Consider the following 22,215-nt stretch of genomic DNA (forward strand, 5'->3'; position numbering starts at 1 on the left):
CGCTGAACCGGCAGAGCAAACCATTGCCCTGGCCCTGCCCCAGGAGCCATCACCTTCCGCAGAAACGCTTCAGGCTGACGCCCCCCTTCAGGCGGAAGAAGCAGGGACCGCTCCAGCACCTGAATTGATTGAAGCAGAACCAGGCCGCTGGGTGGAAGAAAAGGTCAAATCCGGTGACTCACTGGCCCGCATCTTCTCCCGTCTTGGCTTGTCGGCAAACCTGCTGCACCGCATCGTGCACAGCGACAAAGAGGCTAAACAGCTGGCCAATATCCACCCCGGCGAAACCCTCAGGGTTCGACTGGACGATGAAGACAACCTGCTGAAGTTGATACACCGTCGCAGCCCGGTTCTGAGCCTGCAGATTCTGCCCCACGAGGAGAGCTTCAAGACCCGGACCATCGAGCGTGAACTGGAGAAGCGCACCGCCACGGTATCCGGCACCATCTCAGACTCCCTCTACCAGAGCGCCCAACGCGCCGGACTCGATGATTCGCTGATCATGGAGCTGGCCAACATTTTCGGTTGGGACATCGATTTCGCCCTGGAGATCCGCTCAGGCGACCGCTTCGGCCTGATCTATGAAGAGAAGTACCTGGACGGCGACAAGTACAGTAACGGCAACATTCTTGCCGCGGAGTTCATCAACCACGGCAGAGTGGTACGCGCCGTGCGCTACGAGGACGACAACGGCCAGGGCAGCTACTTCTCCCCTGACGGCAAGAGCATGCGCAAGGCGTTCCTGCGGGCCCCCGTGGATTTCCGCCGCATCTCCTCGCGCTTTACCCGTGAGCGCTATCACCCGGTGCTGGGCAAGAAACGGCCTCACCGTGGCGTGGACTATGCCGCCGCCACCGGCACGCCCATCAAGGCAGCGGGTGATGGAAAGGTGATATTCCGCGGAACCAAGGGTGGATATGGCCGCACGGTGATCATTCAGCACGGCCAGAAATACACCACCCTCTATGGCCACCTTTCCAAGTACCGGGGCAAGGTGAAGAACGGCAGCCGGGTCCGCCAGGGACAGGTCATCGGCTACGTTGGCAAGAGCGGCCTCGCCACCGGCCCCCACCTGCACTACGAGTTCCGGGTCAACGGTGCACACCGCAATCCATTGACCGTGAAACTACCGGCTGCCGAGCCTATCGCGAAGAAATACAGGACAGACTTCAAACAGAAGAGCGCTCCCCTGCTGGCCCGCCTCGACCTGGCCTCCCAGACCATGGTAGCCACGGCAGAGGCCCAGTAGCTTTTCACTCACCATGTCGGACGAGCTCTACATCGGCCTGATGTCCGGTACCAGCATGGACGGCATCGATGCTGTGCTTGCACGTATCGATGACCACGGCGCCGAATTCCTGGACCACCAGAACACACCCTGGCCTGCCGATCTCCAGAAGGGACTCCGCAACCTGGCCACAACCGGCCAGGTAGATATTGATCAGCTGGGCAGCCTGGACAGCCTGGCAGCGGAGCAGTTCGCCAAGGCTGCAATCCAACTGTTGGAAAAGACCGGAAAACAGGCTGCCGATATCAGCGCCATCGGCTCCCACGGCCAGACCATCCGCCACAGGCCCACCGCTGCAACACCTTTCACAATGCAGATAGCCAACCCCAGCCTGATCACCGAGCGGACCGGCATCACGGTTGTCGCCGATTTCCGGCGCCGTGACATGGCTGCCGGCGGTGAAGGCGCACCCCTGGTTCCCGCCTTCCATGCAGCGGTGTTCGGCAAGATGGACGAGGAGCGCGTGATACTCAACCTTGGCGGCATTGCCAACATCACCCACCTGCCAGCCGACGAGGCCAACAGCACAAGCGGGTTCGATACCGGCCCGGCCAACACCCTGCTCGACTACTGGGTGCGCAAGAACCTGGGGACAAACCACGACGAGGACGGGCAATGGGCCGCCGGCGGATCCATGAACGGGGAATTGCTAAACAGGCTGCTGACAGATGCCCATTTCCAACTCGAGCCCCCAAAAAGCACAGGGCCCGAATATTTCAGCCCCGACTGGATTAAGCAGCACCTGGCAGACTACCCCGACCTTGCCCCCCGGGATGTCCAGGCTACCCTGACCGCACTGACTGCTGTCAGCATTGAACAGGCGATCAGCGCCCAGGCCCCGAACTGCCAGCGCGTCATCACCTGCGGCGGGGGCGTGAACAATGGAGAATTGATGCGTCAGCTCGCTGAACAGATGGCACCGATTCCGGTAGAGTCATCGGCAATCCACGGAATTGACCCCGCACATGTTGAATCACTGGCCTTTGCCTGGCTGGCACGCCAGACCCTGCACCGGCATCCGGGAAATCTGCCCAGTGCAACCGGCGCCAGTCACCCCGTGATTCTTGGCGGTATCTACCCCGCCTGAAGATCAGGCACCTTTTTCGATTTTGAACACAATCTCACCGGCCTCAACTTCCATTCGGATCCGGCTGCCGTCCGGACACTCATCCCTGACTATCTTCATGGCCAAGGGGTTTTCCACCTGCCGCTCCACTTCGCGACGTAACGGCCTGGCCCCGTAGACCGAATCGAAACCGTCTTCCGACAGCTTGGCGATGACGCCATCGTCGACATCGAGGGTGATTTGGCGCTGCTGCATGCGTTGCGCCAGTTCATCGACGAACATCCTGGCAATCTCCGACACGTGCTCCCGTTCGAGATAGTGGAAGACAATGGTATCGTCGAGCCGATTGAGGAATTCCGGCTTAAAGAACTTCTTCACCTCGTGCAGTACCAATGCCTTGGCCTCGCTGTAGTCCGGTGTTGCCGACTGCACGAAGCCGATGGGGCGTTTCTCCGGAGAGAGGGACTCAGTACCCAGGTTGGAAGTGCCGATTAGAATGGTATTGCGAAAGGAGACATTGCGTCCCTGGGCGTCGGTCAGGCGCCCCTCTTCGAGAATCTGCAGCAGCATGTTGAAAACATCAGGATGGGCCTTCTCAACCTCGTCCAGCAACACCACGGTATAAGGATTGCGTCTCACCTTCTCCGTCAACTGCCCGCCTTCGCCATAGCCGATATAACCTGGCGGTGCACCGATCATCTTTGATACCTCGTGACGCTCCATGTACTCGGACATGTCGAGCCTCACGATCCGGGACTCATCATCGAGCAGGAACTGGGCCAGTGTCTTGGCCAACTCAGTTTTACCCACCCCCGTAGGCCCCAGGAACAGAAACGAACCAATGGGTCTTCGGGGCGATGTAATGCCAGCCCGGTTACGGCGGATGGCATCGGCCACCGCTTTTACCGCATCCTCCTGGCCGACGATACGCTTGTGCAGATTCTCCTCCATGCGGGCAAGCTTGGCGGCCTCTGACTCCACCATGCGCGCCACCGGAATGTCGGTCCAGCGGGAGACCACTTCCGCGATATCTTCAACGGTGATCAGCTGCGCTCCCCTTCCCACTCGCTACGTGCTTTCTGCAACTGCTCCTCTACCTTGAGGATCTCCATCTGAAGCTGCGCCGCCTTTTCGAAACCCCGGGCATTGAAGGCATCGCTCTTCTCATGCTGAAGATTCTGGTGCTGTTGTTCCAGATCCTGCACATCATGGGGAATGGAAACCATGCGGATATGCTTGCGGGATCCCGCCTCATCGATCAGGTCCACCGCCTTGTCCGGGCAGATTACGGTCATTGATATAACGCTCAGACAGGCTGGCCGCCCCTTCGATCGCACCCTACTCATAGCGGACCTGGTGATGATGGCCATAGCGCTGGGCTATGCTTTCGAGAATAGCCACCGTCTCCTCAACACTGGGTTCGCGCACAAGTATCGGATGAAAGCGCCGCTCCAGCGCCTTGTCCGCTTCAACAAAGCGATGGTACTCATCAAGGGTATCCGCCCCGATGACCTGCAGCGAGCCCTGGGCAAGCGCAGTCTTCAGCATGCTCGGCGCATCGAGCCCACCGGCACCCACAACCGAATGCAGCTCATCAATAAACAGGATCACCTTCCCCTTCGCCTGTATCACCGCATCACGGACCGTCTTCAACCGCTCCTCGAATTCGCCGCGCATCTTGGCGCCGGCCACGATCTCCGACATATCCAGGGAGAGCAGCCGCTTGTTAAGCAGGGTATCCGGCACATCCGCCTTGACCATGCGCTGGGCCAGCCCCTCTACAATTACCGTCTTGCCAACACCCGCCTCGCCGATCAGTACAGGGTTGTTCTTTTTTCTACGCGAGAGGGTCTGGATAACCTGTCCTATCTCCTCCTCCCGGCCGATCACCGGATCGAGCTCACCGTTGCGCGCCATATCCGTGAGATCCTTTGTGTACCTTTCCAGTGCATCCTGCTCACTCTCGGCATCATCGCTGTTGATGGTTCTGCCGCCCCGCATCTCCTTCAAAGTCTTGCGCGCCTTTTCCTGGGTCAACCCGGCATCCGCAAGCACCCTGGCGCAGTGCCCGGACCGTGAGTCGAACATGGCCGGGAACAGGGTGCCGGTAGATATGTAATCATCCCCCAGGGTCTTGGCCTCGTTCATCGCCACCTGGAACAGCTCACCCACCTCCTGGGAGGCCACGATCTGGCTCGCCTTTACCGGGGCTGCATTCTGGTAATGGAGCAAAATCTGGTTGGTGATGTTTGCAACGGCAGTTTTGGGATCGGCGCTCATTCGCTCGAGCATCTGGCGCGGCTCGGCATCCTGCTGGGACAACAACGCCAACAGGATGAAATCCGGGGTGAGCATGTTCTGCTGCCGACTGACCAGCTCAGAAACGGCCAACTCCAGCATATGGAGGACTTTTTTGGTACTCTGCTCGACGTAAGGGAATCGACCAGCCGCAGTTCATTGTTGGGCAGATTGGGCCTGGTGACGAAGGGCATGTGCACCTGCACCTGTTTTTGCTGGTTCACGCGCATCCTACGGAACCGTCGCTGTTGGGCTACCTGGGAGTGAAATTCGATTTCATGGCGGAACTGACCATAGGTCGTCAGTTTCGCTATGCCGAACTCGTCGGAATCCAACAGCCGACAGATGCGGTAGAGATAACAGATCTGACAAAGGCAATGGACCTGGTGCGCTACCGCCTGAGACCCAATCCCTCCTTGGAATTTATTTACGAGGTATTCAGGTCAGAATTGATTCGACTGCTGCTGTTTGTCATCGCCATTCTATCCATTCCTTCTTCTTACTGCATCGGATCATGGTGCGACCGCTGGTGGCCATTTCCAAGGAAATCGATGCATTGCAGGGGGCCTCGCACGACCTCTCCGATCAGTTGTCCAGGAACACCGCGATGCCCCTGGCTGAGCTGGAACATGTTCGTCGCTCCTTCGGTGACTACCTGAGCCAATTGGGTGAACTTCACAGCAACCTGGAACGGAGCAGCCAGGACTTCTACCAGCAGGCCCGAAAAATTGCGTTGACCGGCGCGTTCAATCGACGCGCACTGGAGGAAGACTGGCAGGCTCTGGCTATTGATACGACACCACAATTCTCCCTCTTGCTGTACGATTGCGACCACTTCAAGGCCATCAATGACACCTATGGTCATGATGTGGGTGATGCCGTGCTGGAAAACATTGCAACAGAATTACAACAGGCACTGCGTTCCGGAGATCGCTTGTATCGCCTTGGAGGAGATGAATTTGCCACCATACAATGGGGAGCGGATGTGGAGCAGGCAATCGCCATTGCCCAGCGCTGCGTAGAGAAGGTTCAGGCCCATGATTTTGTTCAATACGGACTACCCGGGCCGGCCAGCATAAGCATTGGCGTGGCGGTATCAACACCTGCCCAGCCCGTACTGGCCCTGAGTGAGCTGCATAAACGGGCTGACCTGGCCATGTACTCTGCCAAACAACCCGGAGCCAGCAAGATCGTGTCATACCGGGATGGACTGGGTGAGGTTGCACCTGTGGTTTCCAGCGACTCCATTGCTGCGGTATTCAGCGCGATCCAGGATGTTTCACTGTTGGATATGCGGTACCAGGGCATCGTGGGCCTGCCTCTTCAGGGAGTGGAATACGTTGAGGCATTGGCACGAATCAGGATCGGGGATGACGTCTTTCTTCCCTCCGAGATTTTCCCTATTGTCCAAGCCCGAAGGCTCGATGCAGAGCTGGACCTGGCCGTTATCGAGGCCATCGGTCGTGACATGCGCAACGGCAGCCTGGGCACAGGCAACGGGGTGTCCATCAATATCTCGGCGCCTAGCATTGTACATGCCAAGGTTATATCCGCACTGATGGTGCTCAGGGAGAGAGAACCGGAGCGCAAGATCGTAGTCGAAATCACCGAAACCGCGTTGATCACCCAGATGGAGATGGCAACCAGTAACATCGACCAGTTGCGCCAGTCCGGCTTTCTGGTGGCGCTTGATGATTTTGGCAGCGGCTATTCCTCCCTGCGCTACCTCGCCTCCATGCCTGTAGATATCGTAAAATTCGATATCAGTATGATTCAGCAGCTGAATCATGCTGACTCACAGCAGCGCCTGATCACCGAGGAAATGGCACGCCTGGTGAAGGCTGCCGGCTATCAAATAGTGGCTGAAGGTGTAGAGACAGAGAGTCTGTTGAACGGTGTAATCGACATCGGATTCGACTACGCTCAAGGGTATTTATTCGGTTAGTCAGCCTGAGATGCCAAAAATACATTGAACAATTTCAGCACTGAATCCATTTGATATCTGTAGGGCTGCCATACAAAAAAGGCGCCGTATAGGCGCCTTTTTAAATCGGTCAGGAAAACCTATCAAACAGAGAATGAAGACCCACAACCACAGGTGGTAGTCGCATTCGGGTTGCGAATAACGAACTGCGCACCCTGCAGCCCTTCGACATAGTCCACCTCGGCACCAACCAGGTACGGCAGGCTCATGGGGTCGATCAACAGGGTCACGCCATCGGTTTCGATGCGCTCATCACCCTCTTTTTCGCTCTCGTCAAAGGTGAAGCCATACTGGAAGCCGGAGCAGCCGCCGCCCTGAATATAGACGCGCAGCATCAGGCCGGGGTTGCCCTTCTCCTCGATCAATGCCGCTACTTTTGCAGCTGCGGCCGAGGTAAATACCAGTGGACTGTCGGTTTCAGCTTCTACAACACTCATCGCTCAATACCCTAAACATTCCGAAAAAATAACCGCCATCATGGGCGTGATAATGAGCCCATTATGCTTTTCTGAGCAGTTTAGTCAACTATTCGACAACCCGACGAGGAATTAAACTCACTCGGCAGTCTTGTCGGATGAGGCGATCACCCTCTCCAACACCTCAGCCTGGGACAACGGTCCCGCTTCAGCATTTTCTGCGTTCTCGGCGCTCTCGGTATTTTCGTAGGAGAGCCTTTTGGGCTCAACATCCTCGGTATGCACCAGCTGGCCATTGACTTCAGCCCCCATCGCCATTTCCAGCAGCTTGTAGTAAACGATACCGGTGACTTTTGCGTTCGGCGCCAACTCGACCCGCTCGCTGGCATAGACATCGCCGACTACCTTGCCGTTAAGAATGATATTGGGGACACGCACATCACCTTCGACCACACCCTTGTCACTCAGGGTGAGTGCCGAACGTCCGTCAGGCTCACCAATCACGTTACCCGTTATGGTGCCATCGACATGAAGCCCACCTGAAAAGGTCACATCACCGGTAAGATTGGTGCCAGTACCAATTACGGTAGCGATCTTGGGGGCCTTGAACTTTTTGAACTTGGGCATCTGCATACCTCTTAACCGGTCACCAGCCATACAAAGTGCTTTTTCACCGGCGACAATTTTTTGGTGGTCGGTTTAATCTCCACGATGACATTGCGTGGTTGAAAACCGTCAGGGAGTGTAATCTCCCCGGCAACATCCTGGAAGTGCTTAAACCGCATTTTCAGCTTTTCAGTCTTGTCATCCGTGATCTCTTTCAAAGAGAGCTGTTTCGTCTCCCCGCTTTCAGTACCGTCCAATCCAACATAAATCCAGCCTTTGGCCGTTCCAGCACTTTTCAATGCCTGGCTCACCGTAAAGCGGTACTTGTACTTCCGGTCCCCACCCGCCGGCTCCAGTGCAAAGCCTTGTATGAACAACCCTTCTTTCTCGACGCTGTTGGAGACGATACCGCGCAGAAACGCCAGCTCCTGCTCCAGCTTCATCCGTTCATCCTGGTACGTTTTCAGCTCTTCACGCACCAGCTTGGTCGCCTCTCTGTCGATCTGACTGGAACGCTCAAGGGCTGCAACCTGCTCCCTGAGACGGGTCTTCTCCGCTTCAAGTTTTTCCATGTATGCCTGCTTACTGCTGCTTTCATGCAGCAATGCGAGTTCGTCACCACCTGCTTGGCCGCGACCATACTCAAAGCCCGCCCAACCGACAACGAGGACAGAAAGGACCAGCGCCAGCAGCCATATGAGATAGATGCGATAGCCATTGTCCTGAACAATTCTGGGTGATGACAGTCTCATGCCAGACACCCTAGGGAAGCAGGGCAACCGAATTCAAACCTGCAGCCTCATCCAATCCCAACATCAGGTTCATGTTCTGAACTGCCTGGCCTGCCGCGCCTTTCACCAGGTTATCGATAACCGACAGAACAACGATCATATCCCCGTCCTGGGGTTGATGCACGGCAATCCGGCAGTGGTTTACGCCCCTGACACTGCGTGTTTCGGGGTGCGCGCCAGCCGGCAGTACATCCACAAACGGCTCGTCAGCATAGCGTTGCTCGAAGAGCTGCTGCAGATCAGTTTCCCCTACAGCCTCAGCGTAGAGCGTTGCATGGATACCCCTGATCATCGGCAACAGGTGAGGCACAAAGGTCAGGCCCACAGGTTCCGAGGCGATTTCAGAGAGGTTCTGGCGAATCTCGGGCAGATGCCGATGGCCAAGCACACCATAAGCCTTGAAGCTCTCACCCACCTCGCCCATCAGCATCGCAGCGTTGGCGCCACGCCCTGCACCGCTGACACCGGACTTGCAGTCCGCAACCAGACCATCCGTTTCAATGGCATTGGCCTCCAGAAGGGGCAGGAAGCCCAGAGTAGCGGCAGTAGGATAGCAACCCGGGTTGGCCACCAGTCGTGCGCCCTTGATTGCATCGCAATTGATCTCCGGAAGACCGTAGACAGCTTCAGCGACCAGGTTGGGACAGGCGTGTTCCATGCCGTACCACTGTTCCCATACACTGATCTCCTTGATCCGGAAATCCGCGGCCAGGTCAATCACCTTGACTCCAGCCTCCAGCAGTTCCGGTACCAGTTTCATGGCCGTACCATTGGGTGTCGCGAAAAACACCAGGTCACAGGCACCCAGCAGCTCTGCGTTTGGCTCGATGAAAGCGATATCGATATGCCCGCGAAGGTTGGGATACATATCGGCCACCGGCGTACCCGCCTCGGAGCGAGAGGTAATCACAGTGACCTCGACATCCGGATGTGTCGCCAACAGGCGAAGCAATTCAACTCCGGTGTATCCGGTACCACCAACAATTCCGATCTTTTTCATACGACTAACCTACATCGCCCTGATGGATAAAAAATAGTTCGACTGCTCGACAATCGACCAAGCCTGCAATGATATGACGCGGGCGAGAAAATCTGAAGATAAAAGCGCCCGGAGAATGCAGAGAAATCCCGGAGCTGCCTGATTCCAGGCAATAAAAAAGCGGCCATAAGACCGCCAATGGAAATAGTGACTATTGTTTTTGATACCTTTTACCTGTTACGCATAACAGGCGTCACTTTCCTAAATCACAACCGACTATATCCAGACTACCCCATGGCGTCAATAAAAGTGTTACTCATGGTTAGTAAAAAATCATCTATTAGGGCCATGATATACTAGTTGTATGCAGAGTGAACCTATACCCATATAAAAACTCAAACAGTGGGACTAGGGCCTGTAAACGGCATGCGACATGCCTCGACAGACGGAATCTGAATATATGGAAACCATTGAACTCATCTCCCTGACACTGGGTGTTGCCTGGGCCTCCGGCATCAATCTCTATGCTGCAGTACTGGTACTCGGCTACCTTGGCCTGACCGGTCACGTGGACCTGCCACCGGGTCTCGAAGTGCTCTCCAATCCGTTGCTCATGGGTGCTGCCGGATTTATGTACATGGTTGAGTTTTTCGCCGACAAGACCCCGGGAGTCGATACCGGCTGGGATATTCTGCACACCTTTATCAGGATTCCGGCCGGCGCCGTTCTCGCCGCCGGTATGGCCGAAGGTATCGGTGTCAGCGAAGCCGCTGAATTTGCCGCCTTGCTGATTGGCGGTGGCGTCGCAGCCGCTACTCACGCCACCAAGACGGGAACCCGCGCCTTGATCAATACCTCTCCGGAACCGACCACCAACTGGACAGCGTCGATTCTCGAGGATATTGCAGTGATCGGCGGCCTCTGGGCATCCCTCAACTACCCCATCGCCTTCGTAGCGGCACTTATACTCTTTTTCGCCCTGGTGATCTGGCTGCTGCCCAAGATCTGGCGCGCTCTAAAACGCATCGCACGGGCCATTGGCGAGTTCTTCAGCGGATCCAAGCGGGAAGATGACCTACCACCATCTTCGACCGGCAAGCGCAGTGATATACTCCATGCGCTCTATCATGATGCCAACGAAAAACCAAAAATAGGTAGTTAGACAACGCAGGAATAGAAAATGCTCTGGGTGAAGGCTTTCCATATCATTTTTCTGGTCTCATGGTACGCAGGGCTCTTCTACCTGCCTCGGCTCTACGTCCATCACGCGATGTCGAAAGACCAGGCCACCCGGGAGCGCCTGGAGATCATGGAACGCAAGCTCTTCTGGTTCATCACACCCTGGGCCATCCTGACCCTGGTTTTCGGCCTGTGGCTTGCCGCTTTCTACGAGTGGGAGGCCATCCTCTCCATGGGCTGGCTGCAGTTAAAAGTCGCCTTGGTGATTCCCCTTGTCATCTTCCACATCTGGTGCGGAAAACTGATGATCCAGTTTCGCGGCAGCGACAATCCACACAGCCATGTCTGGTTCAGATGGTTCAACGAGTTCCCCCTGTTGATATTGGTGGTCGTGGTGCTGCTCGTAGTGCTCAAGCCCTTCTGAAAATGAGCGCTATCAGCACGGAACACCCCCGCTGGATTATCGGCGAAGACCCCTACGCAGATGACGATGAGACGGGCTACCTGGTGCACAACCAACAACCGCGGTTCGTAGCCTGCTGGACCTTCGGCCGGCCAACTGAGCCGGAGAATATCTCCATTGCTTTCATCGATGATGATGAAGAGGATGCTACACACATCTTCAACATAAGCTGGCTGGACACCGAACCCGCTGAGCCTGATTTCGAACGCCTGATGTACGAAGCGGTTGGCGCCCTGGACGCCTGGCTGGAGCGCAACTCAGAGCCGTTGGAAGATCACCGACACTAGAGCGCCTCTTCCAACTGGGCTTCAGAAACCGGATGCACCAGGACTTTGTGCACGGGAAACAGTGCAGCGAGTTTGCCCACATACTCCCGCTCAAATTTATCCACCATCACCAGAATCCTGGCTTCAGGGGCATATTTCTGGAGGGAGGCCAGGAAGACATCCAGGTTACTGACATTCACCCCGGCATAGTTGTTGCCATAACCGTAGAAAAACTCCGCCACCACGTAATCGGGTTTCGCTTTTCTGAGTTCGCTGATGGCCTTGCGGATCGACGTGACCCTTACTTCACGGATACCCTGCCTTGCATAGAGCCCAGAGAAATCGGGATGAAAAGGTGACTCGACAATGGAAAAAAAAACTTTTCCTGACATCATTCTGAATCCGAAAAAGAAAAGGCCCCGGGTTGTAACCCAGGGCCTTTTGATCCTTCAAACCAGGGAGCAGGTAGGCACACCCTGGGATTTTCGGAATTTATCAGGCGCAGCCGCCCTGGGAAGAGCCACAGGTGCCGCAACCACCACCCATGGGCTGGAGGTTGTTGAAGACGAAGCTCGCACCGCCATCGCCGCGGTCGACGAAATCGATCTCCACACCCTTGAGGTGCTGCATGGTGCCGTCATCGATAATGACCTTGAAACCGTCGCAATCCAGAACGCCGTCATTGTCGTTGATCTGGTCAGTGAAGGTCATGCCGAAGTTGATGCCGCTGCAACCACCGGGCGTTGCGTAAACACGAACCCCTTCGATCGCCTCTTCAACCTGGCCGATCAGTTCGGCCATCTTGGTCTGAGCCGGGGCGGTCAGGCTGATGTCATCTTTTGACAGAGCTGTAATTTCGCTCATGGGACGATACTCCATAATTATTTACAAAATTAGTCGGATATTACACCAAGAGGAAAACCGCTCAACCATAAATTTTGAGTGGTATCTGGCGACGAACCTGGAATTCAGGCCTTAACTTCCTGAGATCAGAACTGGTTTCGTGTTTTGAGCGCATAAATGTGGCGCTCAGCATCCAACAGGTGCTGCCCCCAATAGGCACTGTAGCCACTGCACCAGCCGGCAAGGGCCTGGGAGGGTTCCTGCTCCAGCATTTCCAGCCCGTACTTCAACTCGCAATAGATGTCGGTCAGATCGTCGGCAAGGCTGCCGCTCATGTGCTGTCCATCCTGCGCCACATCGAATTCCATCCAGTAGGCGTCCTTGTTGCCCAGCACCTCTCGCAAACGAGCAAAGATCTCGAACCGGGCATCCAGATCGGGATGCACACCGTTACCACTTTCACCTGCCGAAGCAGCCAATACGGAAATTGCCATATGCAACCGGGGCAGCAACGATGCCACCTTGCTCAGCCACTGAGGGTCCTTCTCGTCAGCATTCTCGATGAGCGTGCAATATTTTTGGGCAATTTCCGCCATTTCATTGAAATGAGGACTCATGTTTAACCCGCCCTGGATTGAAACCAATAAAAACCACGTACAAGACAAATTGTAGACTAATATTTGACAAACATGGGAATTTAATGACTTTTTTCGGGATTTTCCCTATGGTCGTTTAATTCCAGAAACAGTAGTTTTCCCCGATCTGGGATAGAATCTGCATTTTCGATCCAGATAACAGTCGCTTATGCAGAACAGAGACCTTCCAGTCGTCCTCTCCATTGCCGGCCACGACCCCGGGGGTGGGGCTGGAATCCAGGCCGATATCGAAACTATTGGCGCCCTTGGCGGCCTCCCTGCCTCGGTTATCACCTGCCTCACGGTGCAGGACACCGTCAACGTGGAAAGGATCGCACCGGTGGAGCCGACCCTGGTTGAAGAGCAACTGGAGTGCATCCTGCAGGACTACCAGGTTGGTGCAATAAAAATCGGCCTGCTGGGTGACGCCCGAATAGCCAGCATCATCGGCGCCGTCCTCCGCCGGCACCCACGGGTGCCCTTGGTTCTGGACCCCGTCCTTGCGGCAGGCGGCGGTAAAGAGATGACACGAAAGGGGCTGATCGATGCCATGCAGTACGACCTGTTTCCCCTGGTCAGCTTGATAACGCCAAACTCCGAAGAGGCCCGCCGACTCACCGGGGAGCAGGACCTGGCAGCCTGCGCAGAACAACTGCTGCACCGGGGCATCGACGCCGTCCTGATCACTGGCACCCATGAAGAGAGCGAAGAGGTCATCAATCAGCTCTATCGACCCGGACTGGGAACATTGGCATTGAGTTGGCCAAGACTCCATGGGAGTTACCATGGATCAGGCTGTACCCTCGCTTCGGCAATCGCCACGATTCTCGCCTTGGGAACGCCCCTCGAAGAGGCGGTGGAACAGGGCCAGCAGCTCACCTGGGACGCCCTGAATCACGCTACCCATCCCGGCAGGGGCCAGGCCATACCCCATCGCCGTTTGTAACAGGAAAAGCATTGAACACACTGTTTCGACTCAAGGGACTTTACGCCATTACCGACAGTCAACTGGCGGCCAACAGCAATCTCATTGATCAGGTTGCACAGGCCCTGGCCGGTGGCGCCAACATCATTCAGTACCGGGATAAGAGCGGCGACCCGGCCAAAAGACTTGAAGAGGCACAAGCACTGCTGCGGCTCTGCAGGGAACACGCCGTTCCCCTGATCATCAATGATGACGTGGAACTGGCCGCTCAAATTGGCGCTGACGGTGTCCACCTCGGCAGGGGCGACCCGGATCTGGATGCCGCCCGCTCGCGCCTGGGCAGAGAGGCCATCATCGGCGTGTCATGCTACAACCAGTTCGAGCGGGCACTGTCTGCCCAACAGGCGGAGGCTGATTACATCGCCTTCGGCCGCTTCTTCCCATCCAGCGTCAAACCCGAGGCAGTCCAGGCCGACATCGACCTGTTGCATCGTGCCCGGGATGAACTTGAACTGCCAACAGTTGCCATCGGCGGAATAACACCGGAGAATGGCGGCGCGCTGATCAAAGCTGGCGCTGACATGCTGGCCGTAATTCACGGTGTTTTCGGCCAAGCCGATGTCAAGGCTGCCTGCGAAAGATTTACTGAACTATTCAAACAAAAAGAGGTATCACCGACATGACCGGCTCCCATGCACTTTTCGAAAAGGCCCAACAGCACATTCCCGGCGGGGTCAACTCTCCTGTACGTGCCTTCAAGGGTGTGGGCGGCGATCCTGTATTCATCGAATCCGCTGCCGGTCCGTACATCTTCGATCCTGAAGGCAACCGCTATATCGACTATGTCGGTTCCTGGGGCCCCATGATCCTCGGTCACGCCCACCCTGCAGTCATCGATGCCGTCAGCCAGGTTATCTCAAAGGGCCTCTCCTTCGGCGCACCCACGGAAATCGAAACCCGCATGGCGGACAAGACGTGTGAACTGCTGCCCTCCCTGGACATGGTACGCATGGTCAGCTCAGGCACCGAGGCCACCATGAGCGCCATTCGCCTGGCGCGCGGCTATACCGGCCGCGACAAGATCGTGAAGTTCGAGGGCTGCTACCACGGCCACTCCGACTCCCTACTGGTAAAAGCGGGGTCCGGCGCACTGACCCTGGGCGAGCCCAGCTCCCCCGGCGTACCCGCCTCCCTGGCCGAGCACACCATCACCCTCGACTACAACAACCTGGAGCAGGTCAAGCAGACCTTTAGCGAGGTCGGCGAACAGATCGCCTGCATCATCGTCGAGCCGGTGGCCGGCAACATGAACTGCATCCCGCCGGTTCCCGGTTTCCTGGAAGGACTGCGGGAAGTCTGTGATCAGTACAACACGGTACTGATTTTCGACGAAGTGATGACCGGCTTCCGTGTCGCACTGGGCTGCGTACAGGGCCTCTACAATGTGCGTCCCGACCTGACCACCCTGGGTAAGGTGATCGGCGGCGGCATGCCAGTAGGCGCCTTCGGCGGCAAACGGGAGATTATGGAAAAGATCGCGCCCCTCGGCCCCGTCTACCAGGCAGGCACCCTGTCGGGCAACCCCGTTGCCATGACCGCTGGCCTTACCACCCTGGAGCTGATTTCCGAGCCCGGTTTCTTCGAGACACTGACCGAAAAGACCACCAAGCTGGTCAGTGGCCTGACCGACCAGGCAAAAGCTGCAGGCGTAGCGGTCACCAGCAACCAGGTGGGCGGCATGTTCGGCATCTTCTTTACCGATGCGGAGCAGGTGAGCGACTTCGCCCAGTCCACCGCCTGCAACCAGGAGCAGTTCAAGGCCTTCTTCCACGCCATGCTCAGGCACGGTGCCTACCTCGCGCCTTCCGCTTTCGAGGCCGGATTCGTCTCCTCCGCTCACAGCGACGAGGATATCGAGGCGACCATAGAAGCCGCAGGCGAGGCCTTCAAAGAGATCGCCTGACACAAAACTTGTGCCAATAAAAAAGCCGTTGGGGCATGACCCCAACGGCTTTTTTTTATGTCATCAAAAGATGGCAATCAGTGCATGTGCTTCATGCCCTTTTTCATCATCTTCATCTGCAGCTTTTTCACCGGCGCCTGGATCTGGGTCTTGCTGCCGTCTTCGAAGATCAGGGTCACGTCGACATTCTCACCAGGCTTCAGGTCCTGCTTCAGACCGATGAACATGACATGGAGACCACCGGGCTTCAGGGCGACAGTCTGGCCCGCAGGCAGATCGATCTTCTCCACGCGACGCATCTTCATCATCCCCTCTTCCATGCGGTGGGTGTGGAGTTCAACAACCTTTGATACAGGGCTTTCAGCATTCACCAGTGCGTGATCTTTTTCTGAATTGTTCACGATGGTCATGAAAGAAGCACTGTTGGGCTGGCCCGGGGGAACCGCGCGGGCATAGGGGTCGGAAACGGTCACACTGTCTGCAGCGGTTCCGGCCATCAGGGTAGCGCTGAACATAACCATGCCCAGAACGGGCAGTACGTTGCGAAGTTTCATCTCTGTTTCTCCTTCATACCTCTATATGTAGTCATTGGTGCTGGAATATGGAGCCTCTAAATTCACTCGCCCAGCAGTTGCAGGATTGCATCAAGGATCTCTTGGGGTTGAGTGCCGTGCCTCAGGGTATTAGCGAGTTGTCCCTGCTTATCGATCAGGTACAGATCAGCACTGTGATCCACCAGGTACTGGGTTGCCGAGTCCTGTTCCACCAGGCGATAGGCAGCGCCATACTGCTTCACGGCCTGGTCGATCTGTGTCCGGGCGCCGGTAGCGCCGGTAATCTTGTGATGAAAATAACCGGCATAGGTCTTTAGTTTGTCCAGGGTATCCCGATCAGGATCCACACTGACAAATACGGCCTCAACATCAGCAAGCTGCTCTTCATTCAATTCGTTCAGGGCCGCCGCCAAAAAACCGAGACTGGTGGGACAAATATCCGGGCACCAGGTATAGCCAAAGTAGAGGACTACCGCCTTGCCCCGAAGATCTTTCAGAGCAACCGGACCAGCATTAGACTGAAACACGAAGTCCCCGCCTTTTGGCTGCTCCGAACCGACAGCGGGTTCAGGTGTTTCGGGGCTCCAAAAAAATACGACCCACACCAGGGCGGCTGCCAACAGAGCGATCAACAAAAGTAACAGGGGTTTCTTCATCACGCTGACTTCACACTTCTACTGCAGAGAGACACCGGGTTTGACCGTAACAAAACGGTAGGGTGCGGTTACAAGACCTCTATCGGTGTGCAGCATCACCTTCGCCTCCCACTCCATCGCCTCCCGAACGCAGACCGGCAGGGTGCCACCACCTGCGAATTCGCCTTTTGACGCTTTACTGAGCTTTGGCCTGTTGAAACCCATATTCATATCCACGCCGCTGAAGTCGATCTCAACGGCAGATGCATCGATGCCCTCCAGGGTCACCTTGAGATCCAAAGGCTTTACCAGGGGGATAGTCCTTGGTTCGATACCGAAACTGACCTTTCCACCACCCGGCATTTTGGTTGTACACGGCCCGGCACGCAGATCACACGCCGGGTCCACCGGGGCCGTCACTGCCGCCTTGGGAAAAAGCAGTGGCCACGCCTTGAATACTGCAACACCACCGAGTGCGAGAAACAGCACACCGACGATCAGCCGTAGTGTTGTATTCGAACCTTTCACAGACTTCCTCTACCATCAGGGCCTGCCTACAGACCCTGCCGTACCTTTCTATCGAAACGAATAGTCTCAGCTCTTCTGACAGTGTGCATTAGCTTTTATCAATAACCGAATATCAATCAGTTTGCAGATGATCGTATCACTAACCGGGAGAGTTTAGGAAAAAGTAGGGGATTTCACACAATTTCATGCGTCATCCACCGCCAAAACGAAAAAGAGCACAGACCAAAGGACTGTGCTCTTTTCAAATTGCGTACCGGCCATGGCCGGTCACGTCGACTTATTGAGTGGCGAGCCAATCAGCGATCGCGCGAGCGTCAGCTTCGGTGACAGTGGCCATGATGCCCTTCATAGCAGCAGACTGGCCGTTGGCGCGCTTGCCGCTTTTGATGTCCATCATCTGGTTGTAAGCGTAGTCAGCGTTCTGGCCGGCCAGCTTGGGATATACGGGCATAATGGGGGTCTTGGCGTCCGCACCGTGGCAGGTAAAGCAGGCCTTGGCCTTGTAAAGGGCAGCGCCGTCAGCAGCGACGGTACCAACCAGACCCATGGAGAGCAGGGCGGCGCCTGCAACCAGAGCAGTTGCTTTCAGTTTCATAATAGGACCTCTAATTAAGGTTGATATAAAAACCAGGCAAGGCCTTAAAGCCCTGCGATCAAAAGTATAAGAATTTGATAATACCACCAGAATTCATGAATTCCCCAATGATTTCTGTCAATAACCCCATATCATGTAGCGTTACTGTGAATAAGTTCCTGCCGAATAATGCCATGCCCCGGCAACGCGCTTCGCAGCCGCCGGCGAAACCCATTGAAGGAGGGTCGACGGGTAAAACGGAACAGGTGGCTGACACAACTGCAGTCGCTGGAGCCGAATCCCGCATAGGGTTGGCGCGCGCCCCTGGAGCCCGATAGCAATCCTGCCCACTGGTGCTCCCGGCGCCCGGGATCATGACTGAACCAGATCTCCCTAAGCTCGGTCACCGCCCTCAGGTAATCCACGTGCCAATGGGGGCGCAGGGACTCCTTCCTGTGATGGCGACAGCGGGCTGCCACCCCACCTGGCCCGAAAGCACTGCCTACATAGGTGTACCACCCCGCCTCCAGTACGAGCGGCCCCATGCTCCCCGCCTCGATGGTTCTGGTGTCATCAAGGTAAAGCACCAGCACATAGGTACCGGAACGGGAATCCGGGACGAACCTGGAAGTCACGCCTCAGGGCCTGCGGAAGAGCACTAGTGAGATTTGTCGCCCAGGTGCGACAGGTAGAGCGCTGCACCCAGCAGGGCGATACCCCCAGCGAACATCAGCAGTTCCAGGGGGGACTGGAAATCCATACTGAGGGCGTATTCGAAGTAGCGTACCACCAGTATCATCAACACCACCTTGGCCAGGCGCTCCTTGAGACCATCCAGGCTGTGGATCATCAAGACCTGTGAGGCATTCTCAGCCCCTTCGGCGAGGTCGATCTTGCTGATGAAGAGTTCATACAAGCCCAGTGCAAAAATCAGCAAGAAGGTAGCCAGCAGGTAGCCGTCCACTATCTCCACCACGTGGGTCACTGTCTCCCCGCGCAATGCAGCCCGCGCCTGCATATCCAGGTCGGGAGAGGCGTAGTGGGTGAGGTGGCTCACCATGTAGAAGGCATCCACCGACGCCATGTAGAACAGTGCAACGGCGCCGATCAGGCTGGCGATCACGCCGCTGAGCACAATCAACCGGCTATTCCACAAAAAACTTTCGAAAAAACGCTCCATCAGGCTTCCTCTTCAATATGATCTCTGGGATCTGCCCACACAACCGGCAAGCCCGGTGCAGATTGAGGGGCTAAAATACACTGTAATCATAACAATGTGCACCCCCGGCACATGCGACTTAGCGCCGGTTTGTGTATCATGCACACCCCTTCCACACGAGAGCCCGTTATGCCCGAACAGTTCATCCCCGGCCAGCGCTGGATCAGCAATACCGAGTCCGATCTCGGCCTGGGAAGCGTACTCCGCTCCGAGGGACGCCGGGTGGCCCTTGCTTTCCCCGCCAGCGGGGAGCAGCGCATCTACGCCGTGGACAACGCCCCGTTGACCCGGGTGCGCTTTTCACCAGGAGACTGGATCGAAACCCGGGACGGCCATCGCCTGAGGGTAGAACAGGTAGAGGAGCGCGGGGGACTGATCCACTACCTGGGCACCAGCAGTGAAGGGCTGGAGCACCACTGCCCCGAGGGTGAACTGAGCAACACCCTGCAACTGAGCCGACCCCAGGAACGACTGCTCTCTGGACAGCTGGACGACAGCCGCTGGTTCGAGCTGCGGCTGCAGACCCACCAGCAGCTGCAGCGCCTGGATCGCTCCCACCTGCTGGGCCTGGGCGGTGCGCGCACGGAACTGCTGCTGCACCAGCTCTATATCGCCCACGAAGTGAGCCGCAGAGCGGCTCCCCGGGTGCTGTTGGCAGACGAGGTGGGCCTGGGAAAAACCATCGAAGCCTGCCTGATTCTGCATCAACAACTGCTGACGGGGCAGGCATCCCGGGTGTTGATCATGGTACCGGAGCCCCTTCTGCACCAGTGGCTGGTGGAACTGCTGCGCAAGTTCAACCTGCATTTCAGCATCTTCGACGAAGAACGCTGCCAGGCCATCGAGGCCTCGGGAGAGGGAGACAAACCCTTCTCTGCAGAGCAACTGGTGCTCTGCAGCCCCACCCTGTTCAAGGGCAACTATGAGCGGCAGAAGCAACTGGTCACCGGGGAGTGGGACCTGGTCATCGTCGACGAGGCCCACCACCTGGAGTGGAGCGAAAAGGATGCCAGCGAGGAGTATCTGCTGGTGGAGGCGCTATCCACCGTGTCACCCGGCCTGCTGCTGCTCACGGCCACCCCGGAACAGCTGGGCAGTGCCGGTCATTTCGCACGCCTGCGTCTGCTGGACCCCGACCGTTTCCATTCCCTCGAGATATTCCAACAGGAGGAGGCACAGTACGAACCCATTGCAGAGGTGGTGGACCTGCTGCTGGAAGGCAAGACGCTGGATAAGGATGCCGCGTCCGTACTGCTCGAAAAGCTCCACGAGACAGAGAGTCACGAACTCATCTCCCGCTGGAATGACACTTCTGCGCACGAGCTGGAGCGAAACGAACTGATCGACATGCTGCTGGACCGCCACGGCACCAGCCGCATTCTGTTCAGGAACACCCGTTCACGCATCAAGGGCTTCCCTGGCAGGGAACTCCACAGACACCCCCTGCCACTGCCCGACCAATACGCCGCAGCCCTGGAGAGCGATCAGCCCGATGCGGCGGCAGCCCTTACACCGGAGCTGCTCTACCGGGCGCATGCGGGAACCCCCTGGTGGCGTTTTGATCCCCGCATAGCCTGGCTCATCACCCTGCTCGGCCGCCTTGATGGTGCCAAGGTGCTGATGATCTGCTCCAGCGCAGAGACCGCCATGGAGATAGGTGAAGCGCTCAAGACCCTCGAGGGGATCAACGCCGGACTGTTCCACGAGGGGATGAGCATCATGGAGCGTGACCGCACCGCGGCCTGGTTCGCCGACCCCGAAGAGGGGTGCCAGTTGCTGATCTGCTCCGAGATCGGAAGCGAGGGGCGCAACTTCCAGTTTGCCCACCATCTGATCATGTTCGACCTGCCCCTGAACCCGGACCTGCTGGAGCAACGCATCGGGCGTCTCGACCGCATCGGGCAGCGGGAGACCATACAGATCCACGTCCCCTATTTCGAAGAGACCTCCCAGGCAGTACTGCTGCGCTGGTATCACGAAGGCCTGAACGCCTTTGAACATACAAGCCCCAGCGGGCACGCCGTCTTCAGCCAATTAAAGCCGGCGCTGATCCAGGCACTGGAAGAGTCGGAGACCGACCCGGAACAGATCGAACCCCTCATCAACACCACCCGGATCCTGAGAGAAGAAGCCGACGAGCATCTGAAAAAGGGACGGGACCACCTGCTGGAGATCAACTCCTGCCGCGAGCAGGAGGCCGAGGAAATCAAGCAACACATAGAGGAAGCTGAAAACCCCCTTGCACTGCAGGCTTATGCGCATCATCTATTCGCCCTCATCGGCGTAGAGAGCGAAGAGCACTCCGCCGGCAGCCTAATCCTGAAACCCGGCACACACATGGTCACCGATAGCCTGCCGGCGCTACCGCAGGACGGCATGACATGCACTTTCCAGCGCCGCATTGCCCTAAGCCACGAAGACCGCCACTTCCTCACCTGGGAGCACCCCCTGATGCGTGGCACCATGGAGATGGTGACAGACATGGAATTGGGCAACAGCTGCGTCGTCGCCATCAAGCACCCGCACCTCAAGGCAGGCACCCTGCTCCTGGAGATGCTCTACACCCTGGAGTGCCCGGCGCCGAAAAAACTCCAGGCCGGCCGCTTCCTGGAAAACACGGTAACGAGACTGCTGATCGACCAGCAGCTCAACCCAATCAGCGACCGACTCAACCACACCGAGATAAACGGGGCGCTGGTACCCCTGGAGAAAGGAACGATACTCAAGATCATCACCGCACTGCGGGACCATATCACTGCGATGGTCAAGCGGGGTGAAGAGCAGGCAGAACCGCTCCAGCAACGGGCCGTGGAAGAGGCCCTGGCACAGACCAGTCACCATTTCGACCACGAACGGGAGCGCCTGGAGTCACTGCAGAAAGTGAACCCCAATATCCGCGACGAAGAGGTGACCATGCTGGTATATCAGCAAGAGCTGCTGGACGCTCACCTCAAGGCATCGCGCATGCGCCTCGACGCACTCAGGCTTATCGTCAGCCTCTAG

The 22,215-nt window shown here is 56.9% G+C and carries 23 protein-coding genes and 1 pseudogene (1 of these 24 only partly in view); 10 read left to right on the forward strand and 14 right to left on the reverse strand.

What is annotated here, in order from left to right:
* Positions 1-1,249 carry the 3' portion of an OapA family protein gene (locus BOW53_RS01235; RefSeq protein WP_245831931.1) on the forward strand. 284 nt of this gene lie to the left of the window's left edge, so only the last 1,249 of its 1,533 coding nucleotides appear in the window; its start codon lies beyond the left edge, outside the window; the stop codon is at positions 1,247-1,249.
* A 13-nt stretch (positions 1,250-1,262) separates the two neighbouring features.
* A complete protein-coding gene (locus BOW53_RS01240; RefSeq protein ID WP_078485706.1) occupies positions 1,263-2,375 on the forward strand; it encodes an anhydro-N-acetylmuramic acid kinase in 1,113 nt (370 codons plus the stop codon).
* Positions 2,376-2,378: 3 nt separating this feature from the next.
* Here the strand turns inward: BOW53_RS01240 and BOW53_RS13780 are convergent.
* Positions 2,379-4,775 (reverse strand): annotated as a pseudogene (locus BOW53_RS13780) (ATP-dependent Clp protease ATP-binding subunit); the annotation flags it as partial.
* Positions 4,776-5,166: 391 nt separating this feature from the next.
* Between BOW53_RS13780 and BOW53_RS01250 the strand changes: the two are divergent.
* Positions 5,167-6,597 carry an EAL domain-containing protein gene (locus tag BOW53_RS01250; protein ID WP_078485707.1) on the forward strand — a complete coding sequence of 477 codons (1,431 nt, stop codon included), beginning with the start codon at positions 5,167-5,169 and terminating at the stop codon, positions 6,595-6,597.
* Between the two features lie 122 nt (positions 6,598-6,719).
* On the opposite strand, the gene erpA is transcribed toward BOW53_RS01250, so the two are convergent.
* The 4 genes from erpA to argC form a co-directional block, all read right to left on the reverse strand.
* Entirely contained in the window at positions 6,720-7,073 is a 354-nt protein-coding gene (gene erpA, locus BOW53_RS01255) for an iron-sulfur cluster insertion protein ErpA (protein ID WP_078485708.1), read from the reverse strand.
* A 117-nt stretch (positions 7,074-7,190) separates the two neighbouring features.
* On the reverse strand, positions 7,191-7,679 hold the full coding sequence (locus tag BOW53_RS01260; protein WP_245831933.1) for a bactofilin family protein: 489 nt from the start codon (positions 7,677-7,679) through the stop codon (positions 7,191-7,193).
* Positions 7,680-7,690: 11 nt separating this feature from the next.
* Positions 7,691-8,410, reverse strand: a complete 720-nt coding sequence (locus BOW53_RS01265) for a DUF6776 family protein (RefSeq protein ID WP_135606946.1) — start codon at positions 8,408-8,410, stop codon at positions 7,691-7,693.
* A gap of 10 nt (positions 8,411-8,420) precedes the next feature.
* A complete protein-coding gene (argC, locus tag BOW53_RS01270) occupies positions 8,421-9,449 on the reverse strand; it encodes an N-acetyl-gamma-glutamyl-phosphate reductase (RefSeq protein WP_078485711.1) in 1,029 nt (342 codons plus the stop codon).
* A gap of 439 nt (positions 9,450-9,888) precedes the next feature.
* On the opposite strand from argC, the gene BOW53_RS01275 reads away from it, so the two are divergent.
* From BOW53_RS01275 to BOW53_RS01285, 3 genes are read left to right on the forward strand one after another with little or no spacing between them, the layout of a single operon-like run.
* The gene (locus BOW53_RS01275; RefSeq protein ID WP_078485712.1) at positions 9,889-10,590 is read left to right on the forward strand and encodes a DUF4126 domain-containing protein; all 702 of its coding nucleotides are present in this window, start codon (positions 9,889-9,891) and stop codon (positions 10,588-10,590) included.
* 18 nt (positions 10,591-10,608) lie between these two features.
* The gene (locus BOW53_RS01280) at positions 10,609-11,031 is read left to right on the forward strand and encodes a CopD family protein (protein WP_078485713.1); all 423 of its coding nucleotides are present in this window, start codon (positions 10,609-10,611) and stop codon (positions 11,029-11,031) included.
* A gap of 2 nt (positions 11,032-11,033) precedes the next feature.
* Positions 11,034-11,357 carry a hypothetical protein gene (locus BOW53_RS01285; RefSeq protein ID WP_078485714.1) on the forward strand — a complete coding sequence of 108 codons (324 nt, stop codon included), beginning with the start codon at positions 11,034-11,036 and terminating at the stop codon, positions 11,355-11,357.
* Here the strand turns inward: BOW53_RS01285 and BOW53_RS01290 are convergent.
* The 3 genes from BOW53_RS01290 to BOW53_RS01300 form a co-directional block, all read right to left on the reverse strand.
* Positions 11,354-11,731, reverse strand: coding sequence for a hypothetical protein (locus BOW53_RS01290; protein WP_342748385.1), 378 nt, complete (start codon positions 11,729-11,731; stop codon positions 11,354-11,356). The genes BOW53_RS01285 and BOW53_RS01290 overlap by 4 nt on opposite strands.
* A gap of 100 nt (positions 11,732-11,831) precedes the next feature.
* Complete coding sequence (locus BOW53_RS01295; RefSeq protein ID WP_078485716.1) at positions 11,832-12,200, reverse strand: HesB/IscA family protein; 369 nt, start codon at positions 12,198-12,200, stop codon at positions 11,832-11,834.
* A 125-nt stretch (positions 12,201-12,325) separates the two neighbouring features.
* The gene (locus BOW53_RS01300) at positions 12,326-12,796 is read right to left on the reverse strand and encodes a DUF5063 domain-containing protein (protein WP_078485717.1); all 471 of its coding nucleotides are present in this window, start codon (positions 12,794-12,796) and stop codon (positions 12,326-12,328) included.
* A 187-nt stretch (positions 12,797-12,983) separates the two neighbouring features.
* Between BOW53_RS01300 and thiD the strand changes: the two genes are divergently transcribed.
* Genes thiD through hemL form a run of 3 tightly spaced genes read left to right on the forward strand, consistent with a single transcriptional unit; the run spans position 12,984 to position 15,702 of the window.
* Positions 12,984-13,760, forward strand: a complete 777-nt coding sequence (gene thiD, locus BOW53_RS01305) for a bifunctional hydroxymethylpyrimidine kinase/phosphomethylpyrimidine kinase (protein ID WP_078485718.1) — start codon at positions 12,984-12,986, stop codon at positions 13,758-13,760.
* A gap of 20 nt (positions 13,761-13,780) precedes the next feature.
* Positions 13,781-14,422: a thiamine phosphate synthase gene (gene thiE / locus BOW53_RS01310; protein WP_245831939.1), complete on the forward strand. Its 642-nt coding sequence runs from the start codon at positions 13,781-13,783 to the stop codon at positions 14,420-14,422.
* A complete protein-coding gene (hemL, locus tag BOW53_RS01315; protein ID WP_078485720.1) occupies positions 14,419-15,702 on the forward strand; it encodes a glutamate-1-semialdehyde 2,1-aminomutase in 1,284 nt (427 codons plus the stop codon). Before thiE ends, hemL begins: the two co-directional genes overlap by 4 nt.
* Positions 15,703-15,779: 77 nt before the next feature.
* On the opposite strand, the gene BOW53_RS01320 is transcribed toward hemL, so the two are convergent.
* From BOW53_RS01320 to BOW53_RS01345, 6 genes are all read right to left on the reverse strand, one after another.
* Positions 15,780-16,256, reverse strand: coding sequence for a copper chaperone PCu(A)C (locus BOW53_RS01320; protein WP_078485721.1), 477 nt, complete (start codon positions 16,254-16,256; stop codon positions 15,780-15,782).
* Positions 16,257-16,318: 62 nt separating this feature from the next.
* Complete coding sequence (locus BOW53_RS01325; RefSeq protein ID WP_078485722.1) at positions 16,319-16,912, reverse strand: SCO family protein; 594 nt, start codon at positions 16,910-16,912, stop codon at positions 16,319-16,321.
* Positions 16,913-16,930: 18 nt separating this feature from the next.
* A complete protein-coding gene (locus BOW53_RS01330; RefSeq protein WP_245831935.1) occupies positions 16,931-17,419 on the reverse strand; it encodes a hypothetical protein in 489 nt (162 codons plus the stop codon).
* Between the two features lie 277 nt (positions 17,420-17,696).
* A complete protein-coding gene (locus BOW53_RS01335) occupies positions 17,697-18,014 on the reverse strand; it encodes a c-type cytochrome (RefSeq protein WP_078485723.1) in 318 nt (105 codons plus the stop codon).
* A 131-nt stretch (positions 18,015-18,145) separates the two neighbouring features.
* Positions 18,146-18,628 carry a GIY-YIG nuclease family protein gene (locus tag BOW53_RS01340; RefSeq protein ID WP_078485724.1) on the reverse strand — a complete coding sequence of 161 codons (483 nt, stop codon included), beginning with the start codon at positions 18,626-18,628 and terminating at the stop codon, positions 18,146-18,148.
* A 23-nt stretch (positions 18,629-18,651) separates the two neighbouring features.
* Positions 18,652-19,173, reverse strand: a complete 522-nt coding sequence (locus BOW53_RS01345) for a YqhA family protein (protein ID WP_172838723.1) — start codon at positions 19,171-19,173, stop codon at positions 18,652-18,654.
* A gap of 168 nt (positions 19,174-19,341) precedes the next feature.
* Here BOW53_RS01345 and rapA point away from each other — a divergent pair, with 168 nt between their 5' ends.
* Entirely contained in the window at positions 19,342-22,215 is a 2,874-nt protein-coding gene (gene rapA, locus BOW53_RS01350; RefSeq protein ID WP_172838724.1) for an RNA polymerase-associated protein RapA, read from the forward strand.

Origin of the sequence: Solemya velesiana gill symbiont, from assembly GCF_002020805.1 — a bacterium.
Classification (GTDB): domain Bacteria; phylum Pseudomonadota; class Gammaproteobacteria; order Chromatiales; family Chromatiaceae; genus Sedimenticola_A.